General features: G+C 60.9%; 23 protein-coding genes and 1 pseudogene. 9 read left to right on the top strand and 15 right to left on the bottom strand.

From position 1 onward, the window contains the following. From N554_RS0124320 to N554_RS0124305, 4 genes are all read right to left on the bottom strand, one after another. On the bottom strand, positions 1-981 hold a 981-nt coding region (locus N554_RS0124320; RefSeq protein WP_029585873.1), incomplete at its 3' end, for a hypothetical protein. Between the two features lie 100 nt (positions 982-1,081). Beyond that, complete coding sequence (locus N554_RS0124315) at positions 1,082-1,420, bottom strand: hypothetical protein (RefSeq protein WP_036053937.1); 339 nt, start codon at positions 1,418-1,420, stop codon at positions 1,082-1,084. Further along, the gene (locus N554_RS0124310; protein WP_156042077.1) at positions 1,417-1,800 is read right to left on the bottom strand and encodes a hypothetical protein; all 384 of its coding nucleotides are present in this window, start codon (positions 1,798-1,800) and stop codon (positions 1,417-1,419) included. The genes N554_RS0124315 and N554_RS0124310 overlap by 4 nt, the downstream gene beginning before the upstream one ends. A 113-nt stretch (positions 1,801-1,913) precedes the next feature. Further along, positions 1,914-2,162: a hypothetical protein gene (locus N554_RS0124305; RefSeq protein ID WP_029585870.1), complete on the bottom strand. Its 249-nt coding sequence runs from the start codon at positions 2,160-2,162 to the stop codon at positions 1,914-1,916. A gap of 1,448 nt (positions 2,163-3,610) precedes the next feature. Here N554_RS0124305 and N554_RS0124285 point away from each other — a divergent pair. From N554_RS0124285 to N554_RS0124275, 3 genes are read left to right on the top strand one after another with little or no spacing between them, the layout of a single operon-like run. Then, positions 3,611-3,796 (top strand): DNA-binding protein, encoded by a 186-nt coding sequence (locus tag N554_RS0124285; RefSeq protein WP_156042076.1) that lies wholly within the window; start codon positions 3,611-3,613, stop codon positions 3,794-3,796. Between the two features lie 27 nt (positions 3,797-3,823). After that, positions 3,824-4,126 (top strand): helix-turn-helix transcriptional regulator, encoded by a 303-nt coding sequence (locus N554_RS36350; protein ID WP_081851390.1) that lies wholly within the window; start codon positions 3,824-3,826, stop codon positions 4,124-4,126. Positions 4,127-4,181: 55 nt separating this feature from the next. Next, the gene (locus N554_RS0124275) at positions 4,182-4,514 is read left to right on the top strand and encodes a hypothetical protein (protein WP_029585867.1); all 333 of its coding nucleotides are present in this window, start codon (positions 4,182-4,184) and stop codon (positions 4,512-4,514) included. A gap of 170 nt (positions 4,515-4,684) precedes the next feature. Here N554_RS0124275 and N554_RS0124270 read toward each other — a convergent pair whose 3' ends face one another. From N554_RS0124270 to N554_RS0124255, 4 genes are all read right to left on the bottom strand, one after another. Further along, entirely contained in the window at positions 4,685-6,058 is a 1,374-nt protein-coding gene (locus N554_RS0124270; RefSeq protein WP_029585866.1) for a tyrosine-type recombinase/integrase, read from the bottom strand. A gap of 641 nt (positions 6,059-6,699) precedes the next feature. Next, on the bottom strand, positions 6,700-8,196 hold the full coding sequence (locus N554_RS0124265; RefSeq protein ID WP_029585865.1) for an argonaute/piwi family protein: 1,497 nt from the start codon (positions 8,194-8,196) through the stop codon (positions 6,700-6,702). Continuing rightward, positions 8,186-11,098, bottom strand: coding sequence for an SIR2 family protein (locus N554_RS0124260; protein WP_051677674.1), 2,913 nt, complete (start codon positions 11,096-11,098; stop codon positions 8,186-8,188). The genes N554_RS0124265 and N554_RS0124260 overlap by 11 nt, the downstream gene beginning before the upstream one ends. 193 nt (positions 11,099-11,291) lie before the next feature. Further along, positions 11,292-12,986, bottom strand: coding sequence for a putative bifunctional diguanylate cyclase/phosphodiesterase (locus N554_RS0124255; protein WP_029585863.1), 1,695 nt, complete (start codon positions 12,984-12,986; stop codon positions 11,292-11,294). A gap of 323 nt (positions 12,987-13,309) precedes the next feature. Here N554_RS0124255 and N554_RS0124250 point away from each other — a divergent pair, with 323 nt between their 5' ends. Then, positions 13,310-13,594 carry a hypothetical protein gene (locus N554_RS0124250; protein ID WP_029585862.1) on the top strand — a complete coding sequence of 95 codons (285 nt, stop codon included), beginning with the start codon at positions 13,310-13,312 and terminating at the stop codon, positions 13,592-13,594. 16 nt (positions 13,595-13,610) lie between these two features. On the opposite strand, the gene N554_RS0124245 is transcribed toward N554_RS0124250, so the two are convergent. Together N554_RS0124245 and rpmF are read right to left on the bottom strand one after the other, a co-directional pair. Further along, the gene (locus N554_RS0124245) at positions 13,611-14,225 is read right to left on the bottom strand and encodes a hypothetical protein (protein ID WP_029585861.1); all 615 of its coding nucleotides are present in this window, start codon (positions 14,223-14,225) and stop codon (positions 13,611-13,613) included. A gap of 174 nt (positions 14,226-14,399) precedes the next feature. After that, positions 14,400-14,585 (bottom strand): 50S ribosomal protein L32, encoded by a 186-nt coding sequence (gene rpmF, locus N554_RS0124235; RefSeq protein WP_027540899.1) that lies wholly within the window; start codon positions 14,583-14,585, stop codon positions 14,400-14,402. 386 nt (positions 14,586-14,971) lie between these two features. Here rpmF and N554_RS0124230 point away from each other — a divergent pair, with 386 nt between their 5' ends. Beyond that, positions 14,972-15,901, top strand: coding sequence for a M23 family metallopeptidase (locus N554_RS0124230; RefSeq protein WP_051677673.1), 930 nt, complete (start codon positions 14,972-14,974; stop codon positions 15,899-15,901). 39 nt (positions 15,902-15,940) lie between these two features. On the opposite strand, the gene mtgA is transcribed toward N554_RS0124230, so the two are convergent. After that, positions 15,941-16,618, bottom strand: a complete 678-nt coding sequence (mtgA, locus tag N554_RS0124225) for a monofunctional biosynthetic peptidoglycan transglycosylase (protein ID WP_029585859.1) — start codon at positions 16,616-16,618, stop codon at positions 15,941-15,943. 183 nt (positions 16,619-16,801) lie between these two features. Between mtgA and N554_RS0124220 the strand changes: the two genes are divergently transcribed. Next, positions 16,802-17,728, top strand: coding sequence for a polyprenyl synthetase family protein (locus N554_RS0124220; protein ID WP_029585858.1), 927 nt, complete (start codon positions 16,802-16,804; stop codon positions 17,726-17,728). Positions 17,729-17,737: 9 nt separating this feature from the next. Continuing rightward, positions 17,738-18,423: pseudogene (locus N554_RS36345) on the top strand (DUF1345 domain-containing protein). A 168-nt stretch (positions 18,424-18,591) separates the two neighbouring features. On the opposite strand, the gene N554_RS0124210 reads toward N554_RS36345, so the two are convergent. Next, the gene (locus tag N554_RS0124210; protein WP_029585857.1) at positions 18,592-20,418 is read right to left on the bottom strand and encodes a caspase family protein; all 1,827 of its coding nucleotides are present in this window, start codon (positions 20,416-20,418) and stop codon (positions 18,592-18,594) included. 338 nt (positions 20,419-20,756) lie between these two features. Between N554_RS0124210 and N554_RS0124205 the strand changes: the two genes are divergently transcribed. Together N554_RS0124205 and N554_RS0124200 are read left to right on the top strand one after the other, a co-directional pair. Beyond that, complete coding sequence (locus N554_RS0124205; RefSeq protein ID WP_029585856.1) at positions 20,757-21,131, top strand: nuclear transport factor 2 family protein; 375 nt, start codon at positions 20,757-20,759, stop codon at positions 21,129-21,131. Between the two features lie 198 nt (positions 21,132-21,329). After that, positions 21,330-22,937, top strand: coding sequence for a Na+/H+ antiporter (locus N554_RS0124200; protein ID WP_029585855.1), 1,608 nt, complete (start codon positions 21,330-21,332; stop codon positions 22,935-22,937). 163 nt (positions 22,938-23,100) lie between these two features. Here N554_RS0124200 and ispG read toward each other — a convergent pair whose 3' ends face one another. Genes ispG through N554_RS0124185 form a run of 3 tightly spaced genes read right to left on the bottom strand, consistent with a single transcriptional unit; the run spans position 23,101 to position 25,865 of the window. Further along, positions 23,101-24,378, bottom strand: a complete 1,278-nt coding sequence (gene ispG / locus N554_RS0124195; RefSeq protein WP_029585854.1) for a flavodoxin-dependent (E)-4-hydroxy-3-methylbut-2-enyl-diphosphate synthase — start codon at positions 24,376-24,378, stop codon at positions 23,101-23,103. Positions 24,379-24,391: 13 nt separating this feature from the next. Next, entirely contained in the window at positions 24,392-25,348 is a 957-nt protein-coding gene (locus tag N554_RS0124190) for a DMT family transporter (RefSeq protein WP_029585853.1), read from the bottom strand. A gap of 31 nt (positions 25,349-25,379) precedes the next feature. Beyond that, positions 25,380-25,865 (bottom strand): Fur family transcriptional regulator, encoded by a 486-nt coding sequence (locus N554_RS0124185; protein WP_029585852.1) that lies wholly within the window; start codon positions 25,863-25,865, stop codon positions 25,380-25,382. Positions 25,866-25,925 lie beyond the last annotated feature (60 nt).

Here is a 25,925-nt window from a genome sequence, read left to right as displayed (position 1 = left end):
GATCGCCTGCGGTGCGCAGTCGCTGCGATGCTCACTCGGCAGCTTGTCGGCCTGTGCTTGCCACACCAGACGCGCTTCATCGTACTCGACCGCCAACAGATCGCCCATCACGACGGCGGCACGGGTCTCGCGCTCGGTGGCTGACAATGCGGCGGCGTCATCGGCTTCCTCTGACACCAAGGTATCCAAGCTGGCGAGCAGTGCATCCTTGTGAACGAACGCAAACCATGCGAGCACATCAGGCACTTCGGTGACCGCAAATGATGGCACTTGGGCATTGACGATCGACCCTTGCAGCCGCTGCATGGGCCAGACCACTGATCGGTCGTGTTCAAGCACATCACTCACCACGGGCGTCCCCCGCGTCGCTAGAGCCTCAACTTCCTGTCTGATCTTGGCGCGAACGTGTGCGCTTGGGTACGGCGCGGACCTGATGCGGTTGAAGTCTGCCTTCAGCTCCCGACCACGTCTCTGCAGGCGAAGGATGCCATCAGGCAGGCTCTCATTCTTGAGCAACTGCGGCGGCTTGCCTTCGATGTCCTGCAGCACCACACCGGGCGGAACGCCGTTCTTCAGCCAGTTCTCGACCGCCGTCAACACGTGCGATGCCGCGCGCCATGTCGCCGACCGCGTCTCCTTGAGTTCACTGAGCCGCTTGAGGTGGTCAGTCAGCTTGTCGAGCAGTCGTCGCTGCTCGATGACGCGGCCATCGGTCTCCGGCAGATTGAAGCCGCCCTCTTGCTGATGGGCTTGCAGCCTCGCTAGCCTTTGTTCGGCCTGTATGCGCGCGTCGCTCGCCTCGCGGATTTCCTCAAACTTGGGAATGAGCTTATTCAGGTCGTGGAAGCGCTGGCGCAATGCCCGCAGCCGGTCGGCAGCTCCGGGCGGCAACAGCTCGATCACGTCGTAACTCGGCGTGAGGCTCATGGGAACGGAGAACGGTTGCGGGTCGCGTGGTCCGGGTTCAAATCCTTCTGCCATGGGTGTTCGCCTCCCTCTCGATGATTGATCCGCTCAACATCGCATCCGGCGTGGGCAGGGAATAGGGGTCGGCAAACTTCCAACGGGTGGAAGTCTCGATCTACCGCTGCGCCAGCACCGCCCGGATCAGCCTCTCACTCACCAGCCTGTCGCGGACCTTCAACACGCACCACAACAGCCCGTCGAGGCGTCCAGCAAGTCGCGGCGGCATCGACGGCTCGCTTGCTTCACGTCGCCAAGCACCTTCCCGGTATCGGGCGAGCTTGGTGCGCAGCACCGCCGCCGCTGCACGATCCGACATTCCAGTGCAGTAGATGTCCGCAGCCGCTCGCAGGAAATGATCGCGCACGGACAAATGCAGCAGCGTCAGGGGTGTGCGCCTGCCGCGACCGTCGACCGGCACCGCGTGGGCAAATGCTGTAGCCCGATGCGGCCTCATCGTCGCCCCGCGTCGATGAACCTTCCGCCGGGGATCAGGTGCCGCAGCGCGCGCGCTGCCTCGCGCTCGATCGCCTCGGGCGGCAGATCATGCCAGCACTGGTCGCAGAACGCCGAGACGCTGGCTGATGTCGCCGCGACCGCTGGCGTGGCGAACAGAAACGCCGCAACATGCGCATCGTCGGCAAAGTTGGCCCGGCATGCAGGGCAATACGGCCTCCGCTGCTGGATGTTGCTGCGCCAGAACGACAGCGCGTTGCGCAGCAGCGGATGACCGTCGAGCGGCGCGTCGGCGGCGATCAGATGCGTCAGGATGTGATCGCGATGCACCTCCCGACGGAATGCCCGCGTATCACTGCGACGTTGCGCTCGGTTGCTCATGGTGATGCCTCTTCATCGTCGCGATGGTCATGGTACTGTGGCGGTGATAACTCCCGCCATCTGTTTTGGTCTGCGTCGTCGGCCAGCTCGAAAAGGGCTGACCGGCGGCGTTGCTATTCAAGCACCGGCCCGACGCTCTTCAACAGCGGAAGCCGCAGAACCCCGCGCTCGATGCGTTGCTGACGGCGTTGCTGTCTCCGTTCGACTTCCTTGCGCTCCAGCGGCTGCGGCCTGAGTTGTGGCTGTCGCTTCTTCGGCAGCGGCCCCTTTTTGGCGAAGCCACGCTCCGCCCGCCATTTTTGCTCGGCCTCTCGCGCGCGCATGCGCATTCCCTCTGCTTTATCGTCGTTGATGTTCGTCATCCTGTTTTCCCTTCATCTGGTTCGGTCTGTCTCTGCTGCTCTTTCTTCAAGGTCCATCGCACTGGGTTCGACCTGATCTGCAGACGCACCTCGCCCCTGACCGGGGCAGAGGTGGTTTTGCGTGTTCTGTCATCGCACTTGGGACAGACCCTCACTGGCTCCCTTACGGGGGCACGCTCGATCATGGCGAAGTCCCTCAACGTCGTTGTTGAGAGGCAGATCACGGTCATCCGGTTGATCGCTTCGCGGTCCTCGTTAACCCCGCAATCGCGAGGTCGAAAATGGCGGCGGCCCATCGTTGCTTGATCGACAACAACGGTAGGCGTCCGGCTCCTGGCGGGCCGGTCGTGGCGCGGCATGCATATTGCTGCATACTGGCTCGGTCATATCGGGCATCACCCCGACGTGGTCCCCCTCGGTCCTGTCCCCAAGGTTTGGCCCCGTCTGACTTCCACAGGGCGCATCGCACACGCGCGCGAGCCATCCGCTCCGGGTGCTCCGTGGCGGTGCTCGAATATTAGGATGGACGCGGTCAGCGACCGGCTCATTGCCGGTGCGGCACACCCGTGACTTGCCAAATGATCTGTGGGGCTGCATATGAAAAATACTCCTGTTGGATGCTTGGCAGTGTTCAGGGAGGTCTAAGTTTTTCGCTCGATGGACCTTGGCGGGTCAGGTTCGATCGAAAGCAAAATTGCAAAACGCCGCTGTCCAGCCACGGACGGCGGCGTTTTCGTTTACGGTGGTCGAGATGCGGCGAAGCGATGCCAGCGCGCGACGGCGCAGCACCATGCGGTCTTGTGTTTTTTCAGGTGGGGGTTAGTGTTGGGAAAGGAGCAAGCGCGCATTTGGGCCACCGTGAATGGCGTAAATGGTCTGGGCTTGCTCACCAGAGGCGGTTGGTGTCGAGCAACACCGCCGCCTCGCGCATTTCAACATTAGCCCTCATAAAAAGTCCACCCCTGATGTTGTGATGTTGCGACCGCTTGCGCGAATGCGCGGGTCTCGAATGGACCGGGCGCGTCGTCATGGATGCCAAGCTTCTTCGTCATGCGCGCAAGTGTGAGCCCTCTCCCGGTCATCCGACCGGCATGATCAGGCTGAAGATCGTACACGATGAGGATGATTGCGTCTGTGTTCGTGCGACGGATGCATCAAAGGGCGGGAGATAAATCCCGCACAAATTGCAAAACGCTACTCGAAAAGTCTGACCGCTATCACCGATTGTAAGAACGCGTGCGAAAAAGGGAGCACTGCTTACAGCGCTATCTTCTGGTGTTGATTGATCAATTCGCGAACTGCAACGCGAAAAGAAGAGCAGTCATGAAAATCCGAATGCCGGACGCATCGGAATTGCGACGCTGCTTATCTTGCCGAAGGTGGAAGTTCTGATCAGACTTAAGCATCGGTTGACGCAAGATCAGAAACACATCGGACGCAACAAGGCGATGACCAAGACCGTAAAAATTGCTGCGATGATACCGCCGGACGTAAAGGCGTGGCTTCAGGAGCGCGCCGCCTATCACGGCTCGACCTTGGGTGCCGAGCTTTCTCGTGCGTGCAGGGAGCGCATGGAGCGCGAAGCGCAGGCCGCCAAGGATCGGTTGACCGCTGCTGCTGCTGCTGCGGAGTGAGCCGAACAGGTAAAGTGAGAATGGACCATGAGCAGAAGCTCTGCGCTGCACGATTGGAAGGTAGACACGGCGATGAAAGCCGAAATGGAAGACGGCGCACCGGATAAATCCGGGCCTCGGCGCATGCTTAACGAGAAGCAGGTTTTGCAGATCGTGCCGGTCAGTCCAGTAACGCTCTGGCGGATGGAAAAGAAGGGCTCGTTTCCGAAAGGGACCTATATCAGCCCGAACCGGAAAGTCTGGTTCGAGGACGAAATCACCAAGTGGCAAAGCGACGTCAATGGCCGGGGTCGCGGGCGACGGCACCACCCGACCCGGTCGAAATCATGAAGGCCGGGGCGATGACGCGCCAAAGTCTCGCCGGGCAACGCAGGAGCACGTACCAATGACGAACGCCGATGAAGAATTCCTCCGCCAGATGACTGACATTTCCAACCGGCATCAGCAGGCGATGCAGGGCATGAGCGAGCGAGAGGCCGGAACCTATGTGAAGCGCACAATCGACGCCGCGACCATCGTGGTCGGCATCTTTGCCGATGCCGGGTCACCCAACGGTGTCGGCATGCACGTCATCAAGGGCAGCCGCGAGTTGCAGGTCGTCATCGCATCCGGCCAGCCGGATCAATTTCTGATCGACGCCATTCCCTGCATGGAACTGGAGCAGGCCATTGCAGCGGAGCGAGTGTGGGGCGACGGACAGGTCAAGAGCGATGGTTAAGGCCGCATCGCTGGTGCGTTTATTCCAGAGCCGACGCTACCAAAACACCGGGCAGTACGCCGAACGCATCAGCGGCCAAACAGCGGGTTTCACGGGAATTCAAAAGAAAAGCCCGGCCAGCTTCGCGCTGACCGGGCTGCTCACATCCGCAAATGCCGTATTGGCGTTGATCAGGCCGCGAGCCGCAGCTCGGAACGATCAATGGCCTTCACTGGAGGCTCGCCGATGATGCGCCGCAACTCGACGGCCCATGCATCGAGCACCGCGCGTTTCTTCGCCACCCGGTTGCGGGTAGCAAGGTTATAGACCCGGTTCGTGATTGCAGGCAGCGGCTTGCCGTTCTCGTCCTTGCTCGACTGATGGTCGAGGCAAAGCGAGATACCGCTTTCCGGCAGACCGAGTTCGCCACACATCGTCGCCGCCGTGCGGCGCAGATCGTGCGGCGTGAACGGCTTGAGGCCGAGCAACTCGCAGATGCCTTTGGTTTTCGCGTTGCCGCGCAGCGCGTTGTGCATCGACGAGCGCGACAGCGGCGCGTCGCCGAAGCGGCCCGTGAAGGCATATGCGTAATTGCCCATCGCTTCGTTGATAATCTCCATCGCCAGATCGCTTAGCGGCTGGTGGATCACACGCCGCCGCTTGACCCGCCGTGCCGGGATGTCGACGGTGCCGTTCCCGGCGTTGAGTTCATCGCGGTGGATCGGCAGCAACTCGCCCGAGCGCAGCATCGTGGTCAGCGCGAATTTAAGCGCCAGCCGCGTCTTGCGATCCCAAGGCATGTCCTCACGGTCGAGGCCGTGCCACAGCGTCCTGATCTCGTCTTCGCTTAGAACCCGTGTGCGCGGATGCTCATCGTCCAGCTTCGGCAGGTTGACGCAGGGGCTGGCGCTCACATAGTCGCGGCCCGCTTCCGCCGCCCAGTTGAACAGGCCAGACGCCGCGCGCCGCATGTGGCGGGCGTTGCTCACCGATGCCTTGCCGCCGAGCTTGCCCGCGACGATGTCGTTCGAGAGCGTGGCAATGTCATGCTTGGTCACCTCGCTCGCGACCTTCTTGCCGAGCCGTGGGCTGAGGAAGCGCCGCAAATGGCTGGCGACGTTCTCCCAGCTTTCGATCCGGGCTCGCATCTCGCCGTCCGGCTTGCGAACCGGCGTCTTGATCCACCCGATCCGCTCCTCGATGATGTCATCGACGGTCTTGCCCCGCTTCACCTGCCGCACCTTGCGGTCGCGGAAGGTCTCGGCCATCGCTGCCGCGCCCGTACCCCGCAGGCCGTAGACCCTGCTGCGGGCATCTTCGACGGCGAAGGTCGGGCTGTAGACGCCGAGCCATCCGGTGCGCTGCTTGCCGGTCTTAGGATCGGTGAACTTGAACGAGAAGGTCGCAACGCCAGCAGTGGTGATGCTGACGTAAAGGCCGGGGCATTTGCGGTCGTAGATTTTGACCCGCTTGGCAACCCGCTTCTCGCACATGCGGTCGGTGAGGATGACGCTGCTGTTGCGCGCGCGCTTGGCGGGTTGGGTGGTCGTGGTAGTATCGGTCATGGTTTCGGCTCCGTGAGGGTTGGGACCATGGGTCCGGCTTGGGCCTCTCGAAGTCCGTGGAAGGGTCGAGAGAGGCTTAGGGCCGGGCCCTAGATTTAGCGAAATGCGCTGAAACCCGATGAATGAGGGTAACCCAAAACCCCTTGTTTTAAAGGGTTTTGTTGCTTTCAGCGTCTTTCAGCTAATTTCAAAATATAGCCCACCACGGCTTTGCCGTCCGCAGCAACCTTCGCCAGACGCTTCGACTGGCCATGTGCGATCAGCCGAAGTCCTGATGAAGGCGTTGAAGCGCCGCGTTCGTCCGCGCGCCGCCTGACCGCTCACGGGGTTCGCTCAATGGATGGCCCCGCCCTGCGATTGCGTTTCGCGCCCGACGCTGCCGCGTCCACCGCATCCCGCACCCAACGTTCGCGACGATCATGATACGCCCCTCTGAGGGACGGGAAGGCGTAGGTTGTAGAGCTGATTGGCCTGACGAATAAGGGGAATGTTTTTGAGAAGAAGACTGGACAGGTAGAAACAGGTTGAATTGGTTCAAGAAATTGAGCGGCAGGCGCACGCGTGGTGAACCGTTGTCGGGGGGTACCGGCGGACCAAATGGCTGACATTTGCAAATGCCCTCGTTATCAGGCCAGCGTAACTCACATGTAGAATCTGAAAGATGTCAAAGGCCGTTCCTGAGTGGCTTGCCCATATTCGGCCATAATGCCCCCCACTTGTCGCGCAAACCGCAGCGTAACCGGCTGACCACCTGTAATGCTTGCGGTATTCCAATTCATTCGCGCTAGACCGAGGATATCTTTTGACACTCGCTCAATATCGATCGCTCGATCGCTTCTAATTTCAACAGGTGCTGGAATATGTGGACCTGGATATGTGTTGAGCTCCTGCATATACCCTGTGGTGAACAGGTAAGACGAAGCATCGTTCACTGAACAGAGCGTACCTCGGTTGGGTGGATATGCACCGAAACGAACGAGCCGGAACGTCGTAGGCATAATGTTGATAAGTTCAACAACAGGCACGTCGTCTAGCGCTGACCTAAAACCATCGATCTCCTCTGGGCTGAATTTCGACGACTTGTGCATTACTACACGAAGCGGAACGCCGCCCGCGCGATCTCGATATTCGGAAAGGATATCCTGTCCAAGCTGGTAGGCCTGCTCTCCTGTCAGATGCACGGCACGGCCCTGTTCTTCGGTCCATTCAATATCCCCGCCTCTCAGCGCGAACGCTTCGCCCTGACTGGAAAAGGCTTGAGCAATACTAGATTTCACCAAGTGTCGCTCGGTGGTTTTAATGTGATTAAAGCTAATTCCAACGAAGCAAGTTTCTGGTCCCTCGGTCTTGAGGCGCCACGGAATCCCGCCGGATTTGTAATAGAGTCCTACTGAGCTGTTCCACGCACGCGTGGCAGATCCCTGACCAGATCTCCCATCAACAAATAGGCCCCCAGTCGCGATCTGGATGGGCATTTGCTCCTTCATCGCTCGCGCCTTTAGGGCCCGCCTGAAATCTCGGTAAAGAAGGTCCTCCGGTTGCGCTTCGTCGATAGCCATCTCGTCGAACATGTCATACTGAGTGCTCGCCTTGCGCTTCTTCAGTGCTTCCGCAGCTCTTTTCTCCTCACGCGTCAGAGTTTTTGTGACGTTCCTGCACTTTACCAAAACCTCGTCCGAAACGCAGCAAACAACAACATCAGGTCGCGTCGATTCCAGCTTTGATAGCCGGCGAATCGAGCTTTGATACATTGAGAGAACGAGATCAAAACGTTGACTCGGGTTCGCTGTCTCCAATGCCTCTGCGAACTCGCGATCGTCAAACTTAACAGTCCAATGATCTGCAATAGTTAGTTTCGCACGAAAGATCACCTCAAAGCCGGCGAACGCGGGATATGCTGTAACGCTGGGTTCGTCCAGAAGCTCGCCCTCCGCTCGTCGGAACCACTCAAGCGCACTGTCGATCATAGCTGCTGTGCCAACGATACCAACGCAAACTCGGTCACTGCGAGCCGCGCCGAATCTCAAATCGAACGGCCCCCCCGATCGAAGACCTTCTCTGGGGTCACTAAACTCTCCAGGCCCTCCAAATTCCAATAGAGGTGGGCTAAACTCTCTCAATTCGAACTTAAGAGACATCAGACCCTTCCTCGGTTTTAGTTTCGGATTCGGTCATCTGGCTTTGGCGACCTTGTTCGGCCAACTGTTCTAGTTCTTCGGCCAACTCATCGAAATCGTCATCACTCGATGTTTCCACGCCCTCGTCCGCGGGGACCAGCTTCATATCATTGATGGTAGTGGTCGGAAGATGCGAAGAAAGTGCGATACACGGCGGACTGACGAAGGCAAGCCCGCCGTCGGTATCGAAACGCGTAAAGCCATTTGCTCGCTCCGCTTGTAACGTCGCGACAACCAACCACCGCTCATCTATTTCGTCGTCGAGGTCGCGGCCCCCATCCAAGTTTTCGGGCAAATCTTCAGGGACCCGCACCAACCTTTCCCCGCTAATATTCAAGCTGAAACTCGTCGAGTTACCGCCCCCCAGCAACCATGCCCAGAACGATAAATCGTTGAGCACAGCGCTATTGTAGTCCCTGGCAGCTCGCTTCGTGGACAGCTTGTTAATCCGTTCCGGCGCGAGCAGTCCCTTGAAGCCGTCAAATGTGAAAACATATCCTGGCTCCAACATAAGGCTCCAAGAATCGCCGAACTTGTGGAATTGATATCCGAGGGCTTCGTGCTCCCAATATGTCACCTTGCCAGTCGTTGGAGAATTTCGGGATTTGACGACGGTGCGACGAGCCTTTCGTAAACGCGCTTGGTACGAAATCGAACGGGGGCCTTGAGGTGTACGCGGGAAATAAGCGCGCTTGCGCTTTCCATCTACGATCATGCCACGCGACTGGAAATGCTTTCGAAGGCTGTCATTCAACATTCTGACGAGCAGCCGTTCACCATCGGGGCCGCAAAAGAACTCAGCCGTCCCAAGTGCCTCAACAGTCCCAGGCTCGACAAGGTTACTAAGCGGATTCGCCACGTCGCCCAAGTCATGAAAGCTATAGATCCTGCCCTCATGCAGCAAAAATGGTGGTATCCATTCATCCGGAAGACGTTTCCAAACATTTCCCACCCATGAGATTTCCGTTTCGCCGTGAAAAATCTGAGCAGGAAGTTCAGCAACCTCAAGCAAGTTGGCTGCATAGGTCGTAGACGTCAGCACGGTCGGAACGGCAGTCCTTGTGACTACATCGACAGCCTCTGGTCGAGAAAATATCTGGACGTTAAACTTGGCGTTTTCGTTTGTGGGCCCAAAGCTCACGTCGCCACCGCCGGCCCGCACGATCCGGTAAACATCGGAGAGGCCGGAGCCAGCTTTGTCCATCTCGCCGCTGCCATAAAACAAGTCGGCGAGCACGGGGTTCCGATAACCTTTTATACCTCGATGTCCTAATCGAATTTCCTCTTCAATAGAGCCGGCCTCAACACGGCGCTGAACTTCATCGACGAGTCCACCGGAATTGGATACGCGGATCGAGCCCGCCTCGATTTCGATAATGATCGGGTCATCAACACCATAGTCGCGGTGGACAAGGGCATTTACAACAACCTCTTTCATTGCCAAGAGTGGATACGGCATCACGGTCTCTGATGTCGCCCCCTTTAGGCGAAATGGTCTGTTGAACGATCCGAGAATGCCCATGATGCTGTCGTACTGAGCCCACAAGTTACCATCGATCGTTCGTTCAAAGGAATCCGCGGCAGAGGTGCCTGCTTCAACTCCGGCCTCTTTTGTTCCTAAGGCTCCGACGAGCCAATCCTGATTACCCCGCGCGCGAATAATAACCCTCGCGGAAGGGACCTCAGACTGAGTGAAGCTACCAAAAAGAAGACAACCAGCGAGGGTAATCCTGACAAAGCCATCTGAGTCTGTGAACGCAAGGTTTGTTTGAAGCAGTTGATCCTTGAACCAATTTTGGTCGGTCTCTGCGGGCACCCTTATTTGCAACGACTGGCAATATTTGAGTAGCCTAGGGCGCAGTGTGGGCCAATCCAGGCCTTCCAGACCCGTGTGCTGAGCCGCGCGCATATCGAACGTGGGCGGCGGACTCATGATCGGCTTAGCAATGATTTCGACGGGCCCCCGGGCATCGAGATGAAGCCGCCACAAGTCTCGTTCAAAAAGCTCGTCGAATCCATCAATGTCGACTAACGAGAAGTTGCTGCCAATTTTTTGAGCAAGTGCGGTAACAAGTGGGGATAGTTCTTCCTCTTTTTCAGCCCGCAACTTGCACCAAAAGACGCCATGGCGATATCCGTTTGCAGTATCGGCATTCTGCAACAAAAGATGCTGCATAACCGATGGTTCGCCGCCTCTGTACCCAACGACAATCAACGGATGATCACGCAGAAGAGGGAAGAGCATTTCCACTAGTTTTTGGTCAAGTTTCTGAACCTCCTTTTCGATATTCTTGTCGGTGTAATGATCCACTGACCCGTGGAGATACACCAGCTGTGGATGCTGTGGGCTAGTTGAGAATTTCGTGTAGTCCGAAGGAGTTTGAATAACGTCAATATAGTGCGGACGCCGCTTCAACACCCTCATTTCAGGAAGCAAGCTATCGAAGTTTGTCGTTAGGACAATCGGGATAAAGCCGAGCGCTAAGAACTCGGCGAGCTTATCGTAACCAACACTTGGAGCGAGGCTAGTCTCCAATAGCTGTCTGAAGAAATCGGCGCGCGCTTGCCGGGGCTGAAGAAGATTCTGAACGGCTGCTGCGTAATTGTCGTGTGGCGGCGCATCCCTCTTGTACCAGCCTTGCCCTTCGAGCCACGGAAACCAATCGCTCCGCTTGAGCCTGGGATCCTCGGGTGATCGACCATTTGCGATTGCATAGGCCCAACGTGCGGCTTTTTCGACAATAGTGCCCGCGAGCGGCACTCCCGATTTTAGCGACGCGCCCGCACCCAACAGCACGATCGGACTGGGTTGTCCAATGAGCAGGCTATAGAGCTTCCCAACGATGCAGTACTGCATCTTCATACAGTGTCGCGACCATCACGATTTGGCCGCGAATCGGCAGCCGGTAGGACAGACTACCGAACCTAGAGCGCGTTGTCTTTTTGTTCCGCCGGGGCCACCCGAAACCGAAGCTCGAAAAACAGGGAGTTGCGCTTTCGACGGGGCGCCGCATGCGGCATATGGGTCCGGCGTTCGCCGGGACGATGCGGGTGCTTCACCCCGCCGCCGGCAACACCGTCCCGCCCGCCGCCGCCCACGGCCGCTGCGATGACGCCAGCCCGATCAGCCGCCCCTGGATGTAATCGCAGCCCCAGTCGCGCAGCATGGTCGCGGACTCTTCATCCTGGACCCATTCCGCGACCGTCTTGATGCCGAGCCGGCGCGCGAGATCGATCAGCGTCTGCACGAAGGCGCGGTCATCCGCCGAGCGTGCGATGTTCTGCACAAAGGCACCGTCGATCTTCACGATATCGACGCCGAGCTTGCGCAGATTCCGGAACGAGGTGTAACCGGCGCCGAAATCGTCGATCGCGATCCGGCTGCCGAAGTTTTTCAGCCGAGTCACAAAGCCGCGCAGGTCATCGATATCCTGGATCGCAACGGTCTCGGTGATTTCCACGATCAGCCGCTCGGCCACGCCGGGATGCGCCCGCATCAGCGATTCGATGGAAGCCCACCAGTCCGGATCCATCGTGGTGTCGGGCGAGATGTTGAGGCTGAGCTGCACCTTTGGCGAGCTAGCAAGCTCGGCCACCACGAGTTCGAGCACGCGGTGGTCAACCAGGCGTATCAGGCCGAGCCTCTCGGCGACTGGAACGATGTCCGGCGCCAACAGAACCTGTCCGTCAGCCTGCACCATGCGGACAAGGCACTCGTAGAATGCCGCATCGCGCGAGCCCGCCTCCACCACCGGCTCGAACGCCATCACGATCCGGCGCTCATTCAGCGCGGTGACGATCTCATCAGTAACGCGGATATTGACGCGGCGCTGGGCATCGCGCTCGGCATTCGGACGCCACAGCGAAAACGACCCGGCGCGGCGGCGCTTGGCCATGTCGAGCGTTTCATGGGCGCGATTGATGGCCTCTTCGGCGCTGCGTGCATAACGCGGCACGCCGACCGCGCCGATCGAGGCGGTCACGGAGACCGGACCGGATTTGGTCGGTACCACGTTTTCGCGAATGCCGGCCAGAAAGCGCTCGGCGGCGACGTTCACGTCGTCGACGGTGCAGTTCTTCAGGATCAGTCCGAACTTGTTGCCCGAAAACCGGCCGAGCACGTCGCCGCCGCGCAGCCGGCTGCGAATGCGGCTGGCCACTTCGGAAATCACCGCGTCCGCAACATCGAAGCCGAACGCGTCGTTGATCCGCGCCAGATGATCGATGCCGATCAGCATGAAAGCGCAGGACGTGCGGAAGCGCGTCGCTTCCTCGATGGTCTCGGCCAGCGATGCGATCAGATGCGTACGGTTGAGCTCGCCGGTCAGCGGATCGTGGCGCGACAGTTTTAGCAGTTGCTCGTCGCGGGCGCGCCGTTCGTTGTTGATGCGGACAATACCCTGCGCGTATGCCGGCCTGCCATCGGAGCCGGCAAACCAGCAGCCGGTCTCCTCGATCCACAGCACGGGGACGGACGCAGAGGTCCGCACGCCATATTCAATTCGGTAGGGTGTGCCGTCGACACCGTGTGCCGGCGAAGCATGACCCAGCGCGTTCATCCGGATCGAGCGCTCCGGCTCGATCAGTTTTGAAAATTCTGCGCCGGTTGCCAGCGACGTCGCCGGGATATCCGGGAAAACCGCGCCGACGTGATCGCTCCAGGTGATCGCATCGGTTACGGTATTCCATACGAAGGCTGCCTGGCCAAGCGAACCCAGAATGGTCGAAACTTGCGGAAGGGCGGACGTCAAGATCGCCTCGTTTCGGGATACTGCCGGATGATTCTCGATCTTAAGGATACCGCCTCTTTTGCTCCAAACCAGCGCGTATTCGCGAAAATGCGTACCGGTTGCGATCAGAATACGCGCAGGTCACTAAAGGAGCGCATTTTCTTACGGAAACCGGACCTACGTCGCCCGAAAGTGCGCTGCGCAAGGTTCCAAATGGTTCGGAAACCACGTTGCGCCGCCCTCAGGAACAAAGCGCGCAGAACCGGCATGGACCTTGCGATGATGAAATCGCAAAGGGCGCGACGTCCCAAAACATGACAGTTCAGCCGGGTTTCGATTTCGCGATGCCAGATACCGATCGACCAGAACAGACCGCAGATGATGGCGCCCTCGCGGACGCTAAGCCCGCCTGCGTTGCTCTGGTGCCGGTGATCCCGGCGGCACAATGGTCGCGGACTCCGAGCGAGCTGTCCCGGCCCAACTCGATCTTCGTCACGCATCTGATCGCAAGCGCCGAGCAGGTTCCGCAAATGCGCAGCTTGCGGCGGGCAACGCCTGCCGATGCGCAGAGCGCCTACGGAGCACCCCGCCTTCAGCGGGCCGGCATCCGGATGCGGCAAATCATTTAGGAATTAAGAGCAGCGCTCAGCGCGGCGGCGCGTCCGGCGACGGCGGTGGGCCATTGCCGGGCTGCAGCTCCGGAGAGGCAACCTGCGGCGAGGCCGCACTCGGCGTGACTTTCGGTTCGGGATGATCGAGCAGTACGGATTCGGCGACCGAAGCCGCTGCCGGAATCGGTGGTGCAACTACGGGCTCGAATTGAGATTCGGGCGTTACGGCGGCAGGCTTTCGCGCGCCCCAGCCGGAGCCCGCGGGATCTGACGCCACCTGCATTCCGCGCCGCGCGCGCAAGGCAATGCCCGAGAGGAAATCGACCAACGCCAGCATGGCCAGCAGGAAATAGGTCGACGTGCCGAACTGCGGCCACAGCACAAATTCGGCGGCCGCGGCGCCGAACACGATCAGCGACAACAGGTGATCGGTGAGATATTTCGCGCCGGGGCGCGCGGCCTTGATGACCTCGAACAGCAGCAGCAATACGCCGAGCGCCAGAAGCATATCGCTCAGCGTCACCGACCATTCGGTGCCGGAGATCAGCGTCAACTTCACAAGCGGCTCGGCGAGGGAAAAGCCGGGCATCAGGAAGACGACGATGTTGTAGATTGCGAGCGGAATCAGAAGAAGCGGAAAACCGATCATGGACATCGGCGAGGCCTTCTTTTTCAAGCAAGAGAACCGAGGCATTTTCGGGCGAAGCGCTGTTCGGCTCGCCCTGGACCACGTTCTATCTCACCAGTTTGGGTGAATTCGGGCACGCAAATCCGGTTTGCCGCCCGTCCCGCCTCGCTCGGTGGCGCGGCTTCCGCACCGCGATCAGGATTCCTTCTTGGCCTTCAGAACCTGCCGGCCCTTGTACATTCCGGTCTTCAAATCGAGGTGGTGCGGACGGCGCAATTCGCCCGAATCCTTGTCCTCGGCGTAGGTTGGCTTCTTCAATGCATCCGCCGAGCGGCGCATGCCACGCCGCGAGGGCGATGTTTTTCTTCTGGGAACGGCCATATCGGTGTCCTCTAGGGGTGTTGTCGGAGGCATCGTCCGTGGCGGACGGCTGAAGCGTTTTGGCGCGAGCTGAAATGCCGATAAGGCCGCGCTTATAGAGGATGGCATGGCGTAAAGCTAGGCCAGCCACGCGGGGAAATTGCACGAAAACCTCCCGATGGCCGGGCTCGCAAGCCGGGCAGAGAGGCCGCCCGATCTCGACGATCGGTCGAATTCCGGGAAAAGCCCTATAGAACAAACCGTGATCAACTGCTACGACAATCTCAGCGGGTTTGATGCGGGTGCTTAGCGCTCAGAGGGAGATGAAGGTTGCGTAATCGGGGTTTACGGGGGTCATTTTGGCAATATTCCGCCGTGGCCGCATTTTACGGCTCACAAGTATCTCCTTGCTTCTGCTCGTGGAAGGCGCCGCGGCGTTCGACCCAGCGCGATACCAGCCGGCAGACCTAGACGTCATTTCCGCCAGAAAACCTCCGGTGGGACGGGGTGTCGATGTCTTCCCGGCGCGAGCGTACCGGTTCGACGTGACGTTGGCCTCCCGGGCGGCGCCTTGCAAAACCGACTTCCTGAAATGGGCGATGCAGACATCCGGAATCGAACAGTCGCAAGTACAGAGCATACCGATATCCCGTTGCATCAAGGTCAGGTCGGCGAAGGGCAAAGTCCTGTCGGTGTTCATCCAGGACGTTCTCACGGAGAGCCTTGAGAAAGAGGTGCCGCAAGATGGAAAGCTGACGCTGTATGCAACCCTGATCTATTTCGGCCAGGAAGGTCCAGGAATGATCGTGAACGAGTTCACCCGCCCGCAAACGAAGCAGCAAGCCAGACAGGATTGCGGGTGCGGAAAGGATTCCCATTCAGGAGGCGACTATAGTGCCCCGGCCGGAACCCCCCTTTCAGTGATGGAAGATGGGATCGTGGTGAAGGTGGAAGAAAACGAGCAGGCGATCGTGAACATCCCCACCGCAGGACAGTGCGGACGATACGTCGTGGTCAAGCACACCTTTCCAAACGGACGCACGGCATTCACCCGCTACACGCATCTCGGCCGGCTGACAGGCAAAACCGGCAAGGCAATTTCGGTCGGACTGCAAGTGAGAAAGGGAGACAACATCGGCGAAGTCGGTAGCAAAGGCATCTTCCATTTTGAAATTCGGCCACTTGAGACCGCAACGATGGACAAGAGTGCGGCATGGACCCAGCTTTATGGAGCCGAGCCCGGCATGGATTGGTCGCGGTTTGGGACTGTTGATCCCCAAACATTCGAGGCTGATGTGTTCGGGGGCAAGAACGTGACGCCGGCCAGTAAAAAATGACCTCGCTCTGATTTCACCGCGAGCCCTCTCAGCCCTCGCTCAAAAAGCACGGTTCTCGCTCCAGCAGCGCTGGAGGGCCGCTGCATTGGCCCGCGCCATGTAAGTCCCGGCCAATCGCCGCACGCCGGGGCCGGGATTGCGGGCGCTGCGCCTGACCGGATTGGGCAGGATCGCCGCCAATAGCGCCGCTTCGCGCGGCGCGAGGGCCGATGCCGGATGGCCGAAAGCATACATCGCGCCGGCTTGCGCGCCGAACTGGCCGGAGGGGCCGAGCTCGGCGATGTTGAGGTAGATTTCCAGGATCCGCTGCTTCGGCAGCACGAGGTCGATCCACAGTGCGAGCGGAAACTCCAGCGCCTTGCGCACGACGCTGCGGCCCTGCCACAGGAACAGGTTTTTCGCCACCTGCTGGGTAATGGTCGAGCCGCCGCGCATCACCTCGCCTTCCTCCGCGTCGTCGATCACCTCGCGCAGCGCGTCCCAGTCGATGCCGCGATGGCTGCAAAATTTCGCATCCTCGGACGCGACCACCGAACGTGGCAGCGAAGGCGAGATCGCGCTGAAATCGATCCACTGCCGCGATACCGGCGCGCCGGTCAGCCAGCGCCAGGCCATCAGCGTCGAGACCGGATGACCGGCGCGATACAGCGGCGCCAGCAGATACGGCAGCAACAGCAGGACCAGCAAAGTCAGCAATAGATTTCGGGCAACGCGCAAATTCTACGTTTCTGGTTCAAGTCAGCAGGCGCGGGGCGGGCAAATTGGTCGCTTCGAATGATATGTCTCTGATATTTCCCGGTTTTTCCAGCGCTTTTAAGGCGCTGCGAACCGAGGGGCCGGAATTGACGAAGCCGGTGCCATCAACGATTGTCCGGCCGACTCGATCTGGAGCTGTTTTTGATGACGACCGGCACTGCTATATCCGCTTTTGCGAAACGACTGGACCAGACCGCGGAGGACACCGAAGCCCTCCTTGGCAAGCTTTTGTCGGACGCGCTATTGCCCGACGAGATCGCGCGGCCGAAACGGCTGATCGAGGCGATGCGCTATTCGAGCCTCGATGGGGGCAAACGACTGCGACCGTTTCTCGTGGTCGAGAGCTCGGCGGTGTTCGGCGTCCCACGCGAGGCCGCTCTGCTGGCCGGCGCCGCGCTCGAATGCATCCACTGCTATTCGCTGATCCATGACGATCTGCCGGCGATGGACAACAGCGATTTGCGCCGCGGCCGGCCAACGCTTCACAAGGTCTATGACGATGCCACCGCGATCCTCGCCGGCGACGCCTTGCTGACGCTTGCCTTCGACATCATCACCCACGATGAAATTCACAGCGACGCCAACGTGCGCCTTCTGCTGACGCGCGCGCTGGCGCGGGCCTCAGGGGTCGGCGGCATGGCTGGCGGCCAGATGCTTGATCTCGCCGGCGAGGGCCGGTTCGGCGACCGCGAGCCGGTCGACGTCGCGCGGCTGCAGCAGATGAAGACCGGCGCGTTGTTGCGCTATGGCTGCATTGCCGGCGCGATTCTCGGCCAGTCCTCGCAAAAGCAATATCAGGCGCTCGACGACTACGGCCGCGCGCTCGGCGAAGCCTTCCAGATCGCCGACGATCTGCTCGACGTCGAGGGCGACGCCGCCGCACTTGGCAAGCAGACTGGCCAGGACGCGGCCTTGGGTAAGACCACATTTGTCACCCAGCTCGGGATCGATGGCGCCAAGCAGCGCGTGCGCGATCTGCTGGCGCGCGCCGATTCGGCGCTCTCGATCTTCGGCGCCAAGGGCGACGTGCTGCGCGCCGCCGCGAGATTTGTCTCCGAACGCAACAGTTGAAGAAGGCCGATGACGGGCAAGGAAGCCGACGATCCCGTTCTGCTTCGCTTCCGGAAGATGTCGAGGCCGGTCCGCTTGGTCTATGCGCGACCGCGCACGTTTTTCTCGATCGTGATCGGCATCCTCGCGTTTTTCCTGCTGCCCGGCTCGCTGCGGCTAGCAACGCGCCTTTTGATCAGCTGGGACATTTTCGTTACGCTGTATTTGGCCCTCGCATACGTCATGATGTTTCGCAGCGGCTTGCACATATCCGGCGTAACGCGGTGCTGCAGGACGATGGCCGCTTTCTGATTTTGCTGGTGACTGCGCTTGGCGCCTTTGCCAGCATCGCCGCGATCGTGTTCGAACTCGGCGCATCGCGGCGCAGCGTGCCGCAAATGACGCTGGCGACCGTGACGATCGCGCTGTCGTGGGCCGCGGTCCACACCACCTTCGCGCTGCATTACGCTCATGATTATTACCGCGGCGCCAAAGCGGGGGGCTTGCAGTTTCCCCGCGGCGACGCGAACGAGAATCCCGACTATTGGGACTTTGTGTATTTCTCGTTCGTGATCGGCATGACCGCGCAGGTCTCCGACGTCGGCATCACGGATAAGACCATCCGCCGCACCGCCACTGCGCACGGCATCATATCCTTTGTGTTCAATACCGCGCTGCTCGCCTTGATGGTCAATATCGCCGCAGGCGCGATTTAACCAAACTCCAACCCTTCAAAGAGCTGGTCACTGCGAGGAGCGTAAGCGACGAAGCAATCCCGTTCTTGTTTCGCGCCTCCTGGATTGCTTCGCGGAGCCTGTCGTCGGGCGCATTCGCGCGACCCGTTGGCTCGCAATGACCGCGAGGACCGGCTCAGCGGCCTCCGCTCAATTGCAGATCTGCACGTTACCGCCGCCGCCCTCATAGGGCCCGCCCTGCGCGGTCGTTCTGAACTCAAGACGACATCCCCGGGCGATTGGGCGGCAGCCGCCGCGGTCGCACACGATCTGGCCCGATGCCTGCGGCCTGGCCACGCTAGCGTCGAACTTGGGCCGCTCACGAACCGGACGCTCTCCCCGATCACGCTTTGCGGTCGGCGTTTTTGCGCGCCGCTTCTCGCATTCATTGTCGCCGTTGAGGACCAATCCTTCCGCGCACACGATTCTGCTGCAGCGCTCGCCGTCGACTTTGAAGCCGTGCTCGCAGGTCAGCGGACAGACCCGCGACGGCTTGAGCTTGATCGTGTCAAGCGCGTCGATGCTGGCAAGCTTGACGTCGAGTTTGGTCCCGGCGTGCCGGTTGAACAGCGCCAGCGAGCGTCGCGACGCTGCGTCCCATTGACCATCGGCCGCATTGGTCAGACAGCCGACGCGGCGCAGCTCGGTCTGCACCGATTTTGCGATATCGACCGGCGGCGGCCCGGCGCTCAGGGCGGCAAGGTTCGTCCCTTTCTCACCTTGGGCCTTCTCAGGCGCCGATGCGCCCGCGGCAGCCCTGCTTGCGGGCGAATTATCGGCGACCTTGGTCTCGGCAGCTTTGTCGGTTGCGGACGCCTCGGTTGCCACGCGCTTCCGTTCGGCCTCGGCGGCTTGCTCCTGCACGACCTGCTTGGCTTTTTCGGCGGCGATACGGGCCTGCTCCGTCGCTTTCACGTCCGCCTCGGCCTTCAATTGCTGCGGCTTTTGTGCGCCCTCGGCAGCTAGCCGTGCGCGCTCCTGTTCGGCCAGCCGCGCCTTTTCGGTCGCCGCGACGCGCGTCTCCTCTGCGGCGATCTTGGCGAGCTGAATCCGGGCCAGGTTTGCGTAAAAGCCATCCGGATACTGCGCGAGGAAGGCATTCATGGCATCCTTGTGGCCGATCTGCAGTGCCAGTTCGTAGTCCCGACGGGCTTCAGCCTGGGCATTGGACGCCGGCGCGGACGGCACAGACGCCGCAGGCACCAACGGCACGTCCTCACCGCCGAGCGAACCATAGACAAAGGGCTCCTGCCGGTTGCTGGTGTTTTTCAGCACCTCGTCGCGTACGAAGCCGAACGCCCGGCGTACATCGAGCCCTGGCGTCGTCAAATGCTTCGCGAGCGCGATCGTGAACGGGCTGTTCTTGCTGTCGCCATCCAGCGCCGTCGAGCCGGCCTTGGCGGAATAGGCGATCAGCATGTTCGGACTGGTCGGCTCGACCTTGGCGAGGCCCTGCCCGATCGCGCGCGATGCGACGGTCCGTTTCATGCTCTTGGCAAACGGATTGTCCCGGCAGGCATCGAGGATCACCAGCCGCAAGTGCTTCGCCGGCTCGATCGCCAGCAGCACGCGGTCCAGCGAAAATGCCTCGTCATAGACGTCGGTGTCGCGTTCCAGTCTGGCGTCTATCGGGATCAGGTAGTTCGTACCGTCCACCTCGATGCCGTGGCCGGCGTAATAGACCAGGGCGATGTCGGCATCGCGCGCGCGGTCGGCAAAGTCGCGCAGGGCGCGGCGCGTCTCGGCCGCCGGAAGGTCCTGGCGTGAATCGACGACGTCGAAGCCGGCTTTCTTGAGCGTTGCCGCGATCACCGTGCCGTCATTAACGGGATTGGGAAGCCGGGCCACGTTTTGATAGGCGGAGTTGCTGAGCACCAGGGCGACGCGCTTTTCGGCCCAGGCCGGCTGGCATACCAGCAACAGCGCGGCAACGAGGAAAAATCGATGCAATTTTTTTACAAATCCAGGCGATTTCATCACGACATTCCCCCCGACCTATGGCTTCGTAGCACGAGACCCTGTCTATCAGAAGCCTTCGCCAAGCCTTGTGAGCCAGATCACGGACCGCGAAGTGGTCCGCGGCCTCAATTCAGGAGGCTCGATAAGAGGGGCTTGGGGCGCGTGCGAAAAGGAATTCGTCCGCCACCGCATATTGAACCGCGCCACACAAGCACTGTCCGGCCCCCTAACGCTCGCCTCTCTCAGATTTGTCCCAAATGCCTCCTTGCCCGCCTGATGGAAGCCCGGTGGCGCTATTCATCAGTTCATGGCTTAATTCGAGCCGGATGAATCTTAGCCAGCAGGGAGCATCAACCGTGAGTCATGACCGATCCACCGTCGAGGCCGTGGTCAACAACTACTTCGACGGTCTGTACGAAGGCGATGCCGACAAGCTCGGCGCCATGTTCCATCCTTCCGCCGATCTGCGCTGGCTGGAAAGGGGCGAGCTGCAAGTCCTCACCGTGCCCGATTGGCTGGATCGCGTGAGAAAGCGACCGTCCGCCAAGGCCGAGGGCAAGCCGCGCGAGGATTTCATCGTGACCATCGACCGCTCCGACGATGCCACCGCGTTCATCAAGGTGCGCTGCCAATTGCCGCCGCGCTACTTCACCGACTATCTGGTGGCGATGAAGCTCGCCGACGGGTGGCAGATCGTCTCCAAATCTTACCGCTACGATTTGAGGGACTAGCGCCTTTTCCGTTTCGATCGAATCGAAACGGGGGCTCTGGATTTTTGATTTGCCGCGTTTGTCGACGCGAACCGGTCTCCACGTCGCTTGAAGCGCTTGAGCCATTTGTAGGGAAGAGCCACACCGATTCCGCGGCATTGACGAAGCCGCAGGTCTGGGCAAATTGACCCGACACAGGAATCGGACAGCGTGGACAGCGTGGAAGCCAAATTCCAGATATTTTTGATTCTGCTGGCGGTGCTGGCGGGTACCGCGCTGCTGGCGCGGCGGACCAACATCGCGCCCGCAATCCTGCTGCTGCTGAGCGGTATCCTGCTGGCCTTCGTGCCGGGGATACCGTCGCTGGAGTTACCGCCGGAACTGGTGCTGCTGATGGTCTTGCCGCCGCTGATCTATTCGGCGAGCGTCGCGATGAGCTGGCGCGAATTCAAACTTTACCTGCGCCCCATCATCCTGTTGTCGGTCGGCTCCGTGATTTTTACAGCGTTCGCGGTCGCCGCCGCGACGCATTATCTGATCGGACTGCCGTGGAACGTCGGCTTCCTGCTCGGCGCCATTGTCGCGCCGCCGGACGTGGTGGCGCCGCTGGCGATCGCGCGCAAGCTCGGGCTGCCGCGCCGCATCCTGGTCGTGCTCGAGGGCGAGGGCTTGGCGAACGACGCCACCGCGCTGATCCTCTATCGCTTCGCGGTGGCGGCGATTTCAACCGGCATGTTTTCACTGCCGCAAGCGGCCGGGACGTTCGTCCTCATCGTTGCCGGCGAGGTACTGTTCGGCGCGGCCGTGGGCTGGCTGATCCTGCGGATGCGCCACCGGGCGCGCGACCCGCAGATCGAGATCACGCTGTCGCTGATCACGCCCTATATCGCCTTCTGGGTGCCTGAGCATGTCGGCGGCTCTGGCGTGATCGCGACCGTCACCTGCGGGCTCTATATGAGCTGGAACGGACCGCTATTGATCTCTTCCGCGACGCGCCTGCAGGGCATCTTCTTTTGGGACCTCGTGATCTATCTGATCGAGGGCCTGCTGTTCCTGCTGACCGGATTCCAGATGCGATCGCTGTTCGAGAAATCGAAAGCGTTCCCGCTGGACGACATTCTGTCGGCAACCGCGCTGGTGGCGGTGATGGTCATCGTCGCCCGGTTCGCCTGGGTTTATCCCGCCGTATACCTGCCGCGCGTATTGAGCAAGCGCCTGCGCGAACGTGACCGGTCGCCACCATGGCAATGGACGTTCGTGGTCGCCTTCACCGGCGTGCGCGGCGCGGTATCGCTGGCCGCGGCGCTGGCACTGCCATTCGCGCTTCCGAGCGGCGAGGGCTTTCCCTACCGCGACCTGATCCTGTTCGTCTCTTTCGGCGTCATTTTCATCACGCTGGTGGGGCTTGGGCTTGGGTTGCCGCTGGTGGTCCGGTGGCTCGGCGTCGCGCAAGCCGGTCGCGACGAGCATCGGGCGGAGCACGAGGCTGAGATCGCGGCGCGGCGCGAGGCGCTCGGCGTCGCACTTAAGTCGCTCGACGCCATAACCGATGACCGCGAATTGTCGGATGAGGTGGTGAAGCTGTTACGCGCGCGGCATGAGATCCGCATCAATCAGCTGCCTGATTCGCTCGATCCCGATGCGCACGACGTTTCGGCGACCGGGATAGCGCTGACGCGGGAATTGATATCGGCGGAGCGCAAATACATCCACGTCCTGCTGCGCAACGGCAAGATCACCGACGAGACCAGGCGGCGGATCGAACGCGATCTCGATCTCGAGGAAGCAAGCCTCGCCAACCGCGAACATCGCAGCGCGCCGCTGTGAGAAAACGCCTGCATGGCCGTCCGGCAAACCCCGCGACCGTCTTATAAAACAATAAAACTCGGTGACTTGGTCCCGGCTCGCGCGGAGCCTGTCATCGGGCCGGCCGAAGGCCGGACCCGTTGGCTTGGCCGGGACGACGTGGGAGGGGGACGCCCGCGTTCCCCTACTCCGCCGCCGTGGGCTTAGCGCCGGTGCCGTAGCGCTGGTCGATATAGTCGATCACCAGCGCCTTGAAGTCGGCGGCGATCGTTGGGCCGCGCAGGGTGCGGAATTTCTTGCCGTCGACGAACACCGGAGCGGCCGGCGCTTCGCCGGTGCCGGGCAGCGAGATGCCGATATTGGCATGCTTGGATTCGCCGGGGCCGTTGACGATGCAGCCCATCACCGCAACGTTCAGCGCCTCCACACCGGGATATTGCGTCTTCCAGGCCGGCATCTCGTCGCGGATGAAATCCTGGATGCTGCGCGCCAGTTCCTGGAATGTGGTCGAGGTGGTGCGGCCGCAGCCCGGGCATGCCGCGACCAGCGGCACGAAGGTGCGGAAGCCCATGGTCTGCAGCAGTTCCTGCGCGACCTGCACCTCGAGCGTGCGATCGCCGCCGGGCTCGGGCGTCAGCGAAATCCGGATGGTGTCGCCGATACCGTCCTGCAGGAGAATGCCGAGCGCGGCCGATGACGCCACGATGCCCTTCGATCCCATGCCGGCCTCGGTGAGGCCGAGATGGATCGCATAATCCGACCGCGCCGCGAGTTCCCTGTAGACCGCGATCAGGTCCTGCACCGCCGACACTTTGGCCGACAGGATCATCCGGTTCTTTGCCAGCCCGATCTCTTCGGCGCGCGCGGCTGACAGCAGCGCCGACTGCACCATCGCCTCGCGCGTCACCGCACGCGCATCGAGCGGCTCGGGAGACTTGGCGTTATCTTCCATCAGCTTGGTGAGCAGCTCCTGATCGAGCGAACCCCAGTTGGCGCCGATGCGCACCGGCTTGTTGTTCCGAATCGCGATCTCGACGATGTCGGTGAACTGGCTGTCGCGCTTGTTCTTGAAGCCGACATTGCCGGGATTGATGCGGTATTTATCGAGCGCCTCGGCACAGGCCGGATGCTCCGCCAAAAGCTTATGGCCGATGTAATGGAAATCGCCGATCAACGGCGTGGTGATGCCGCGCTTGCGCAGGGCATCGCGGATATGCGGCACCGCGGCGGCGGCTTCGTCGCGGTCGACCGTAATCCGCACCAGTTCCGAACCGGCGCGCGACAGCGCTGCGATCTGCGCCACCGTGCCGGCGACGTCGGCGGTGTCGGTATTGGTCATCGACTGCACGACGATCGGCGCACCCCCGCCGACGGCGACATTGCCGACCATGACCTCTGTGGTTCCATGCCGGGCCTTGGGGCCGGCGACGTCGTTTGGCAACGGCTTTTCGAGCTTGTTCATGAGGTCTCGGATATCAGGTTTTGGTGACATTCAGCAATGGATCAATGGGAACCGCGTCCACCGGACTGGGGCGATTTACGAGGTAAAGGCCCGCAATCACCAATAGTGCCGCGACGCCGAATGCCACCGTCAGGGTGTCATGCAGTATTAAATAGCTAGCCACGCCGCCAAACAAAGGGGTGATAAAGGTAAAGGCCGACAATTTGCTGGCGGAATAGGTCTTGACCAGGGTGAACCACAGCAAAAACGTCAATCCGACCACCCAAACCGCCTGATAGACCATCAGCGACAGCGCTAAGGGCCCGGGAACCCGGGTCAGGGTTTCACCCGAAAGCCACGCCGCAACCCCGAGTATCGGGATCGACACCGCCACCTGGTAACCCAGAACCTTTTCGGGCGGGGCCCAACGCAGCGGGGTCGCCTTGACCAAAAGCGTGGTGGCCGCCCACAGCGCGCCGCCGCCGACGACCATCAGGTCGCCCAACAGCACATTGGCATCGACATTGGCCTGGGGCACGCCAATCGCCAGCGCGACGCCGGCAAAGCTTAAGCCCAGCCCGCCCCATTGCGACGCACGCAGCCGCTCGCCGAGAAATTGGTAGGAGCCGAGCGCCACGAAGAACGGCACGGTATAGAGAAACACCACCGCGCGCGACGCCGACGTCAACAACAGGCCGCCGTAGATCAGCACGAATTCGAAACCGAACAGCACGCCTGCGAACAGGCCGGCGCCAAGCGTGCCGTCGGCAGCAAAGATTTTCACGCCGCGCAGCCGCGCGATCAACAGCAGCACCGGCAGCGCGCCGACCGAGCGGGTCGTCGCCTGCAGCATCGGCGGAATGTCCGGCAGCGCCAGCTTGACCGCGACCTGAGTGAGGCCCCAGCTCAGGCAGAGCATGAGCATCAGCGCGACGGCGCCCGGGCTGAGCGGACGCTCGGCCGAGGGAATAACCGATTGTTCTGAAGCCATGGAACCCCGTGTCCGGCTCATCGCCGTGTTGTTATTTCTGGCAATGCGCGCAGACGCCGGTGATTTCGACCACGGATAGCTTTGGCGCAAAGCCGGTGGCGCGCGCAGCCGCATTAAGACTTTGCGCCACCGGCACGGCTGGAATTTCGCCGACCGAGCCGCAGCGCTCGCAGATCAGAAACGCCACCATCCCCGTCGCGTCATGGTCATAGGCGCAGGCCAGAAACGCATTGCGGCTTTCGATGCGGTGAACGAGGCCGTTCTCGATCAGGAAGTCGAGTGCGCGATAGACCGTGATCGGCGCCGGTCGCGGCATCGATTTCGCGAGTTCTTCAAGCACTTCATAGGCGCCCAGCGGCCGATGGCTGGACAACAGCGCCTGCAACACCTGACGGCGGATCGGCGTGAATTTCTGCGACCGCCGCTCGCACACCCGTTCGGCATGATCGATCGCGTCCGCAGTACAGCGTTTGTGATCGTGATCGGGCGCGGGGAATGTCGGCTTGGTCAGCGTCATCTGAGGATCATGTAACGCGGCTGATCGGATCGGTCTGACCCGGCCTTGAAAATTTGCAGC

Source organism: Bradyrhizobium sp. URHD0069 (assembly GCF_000701345.1).
In the GTDB taxonomy this organism is placed as follows: Bacteria; Pseudomonadota; Alphaproteobacteria; order Rhizobiales; family Xanthobacteraceae; genus Bradyrhizobium.
Note: the sequence above shows the minus strand (reverse complement) of the source record. Positions and strands in the feature narration are given on the sequence as shown.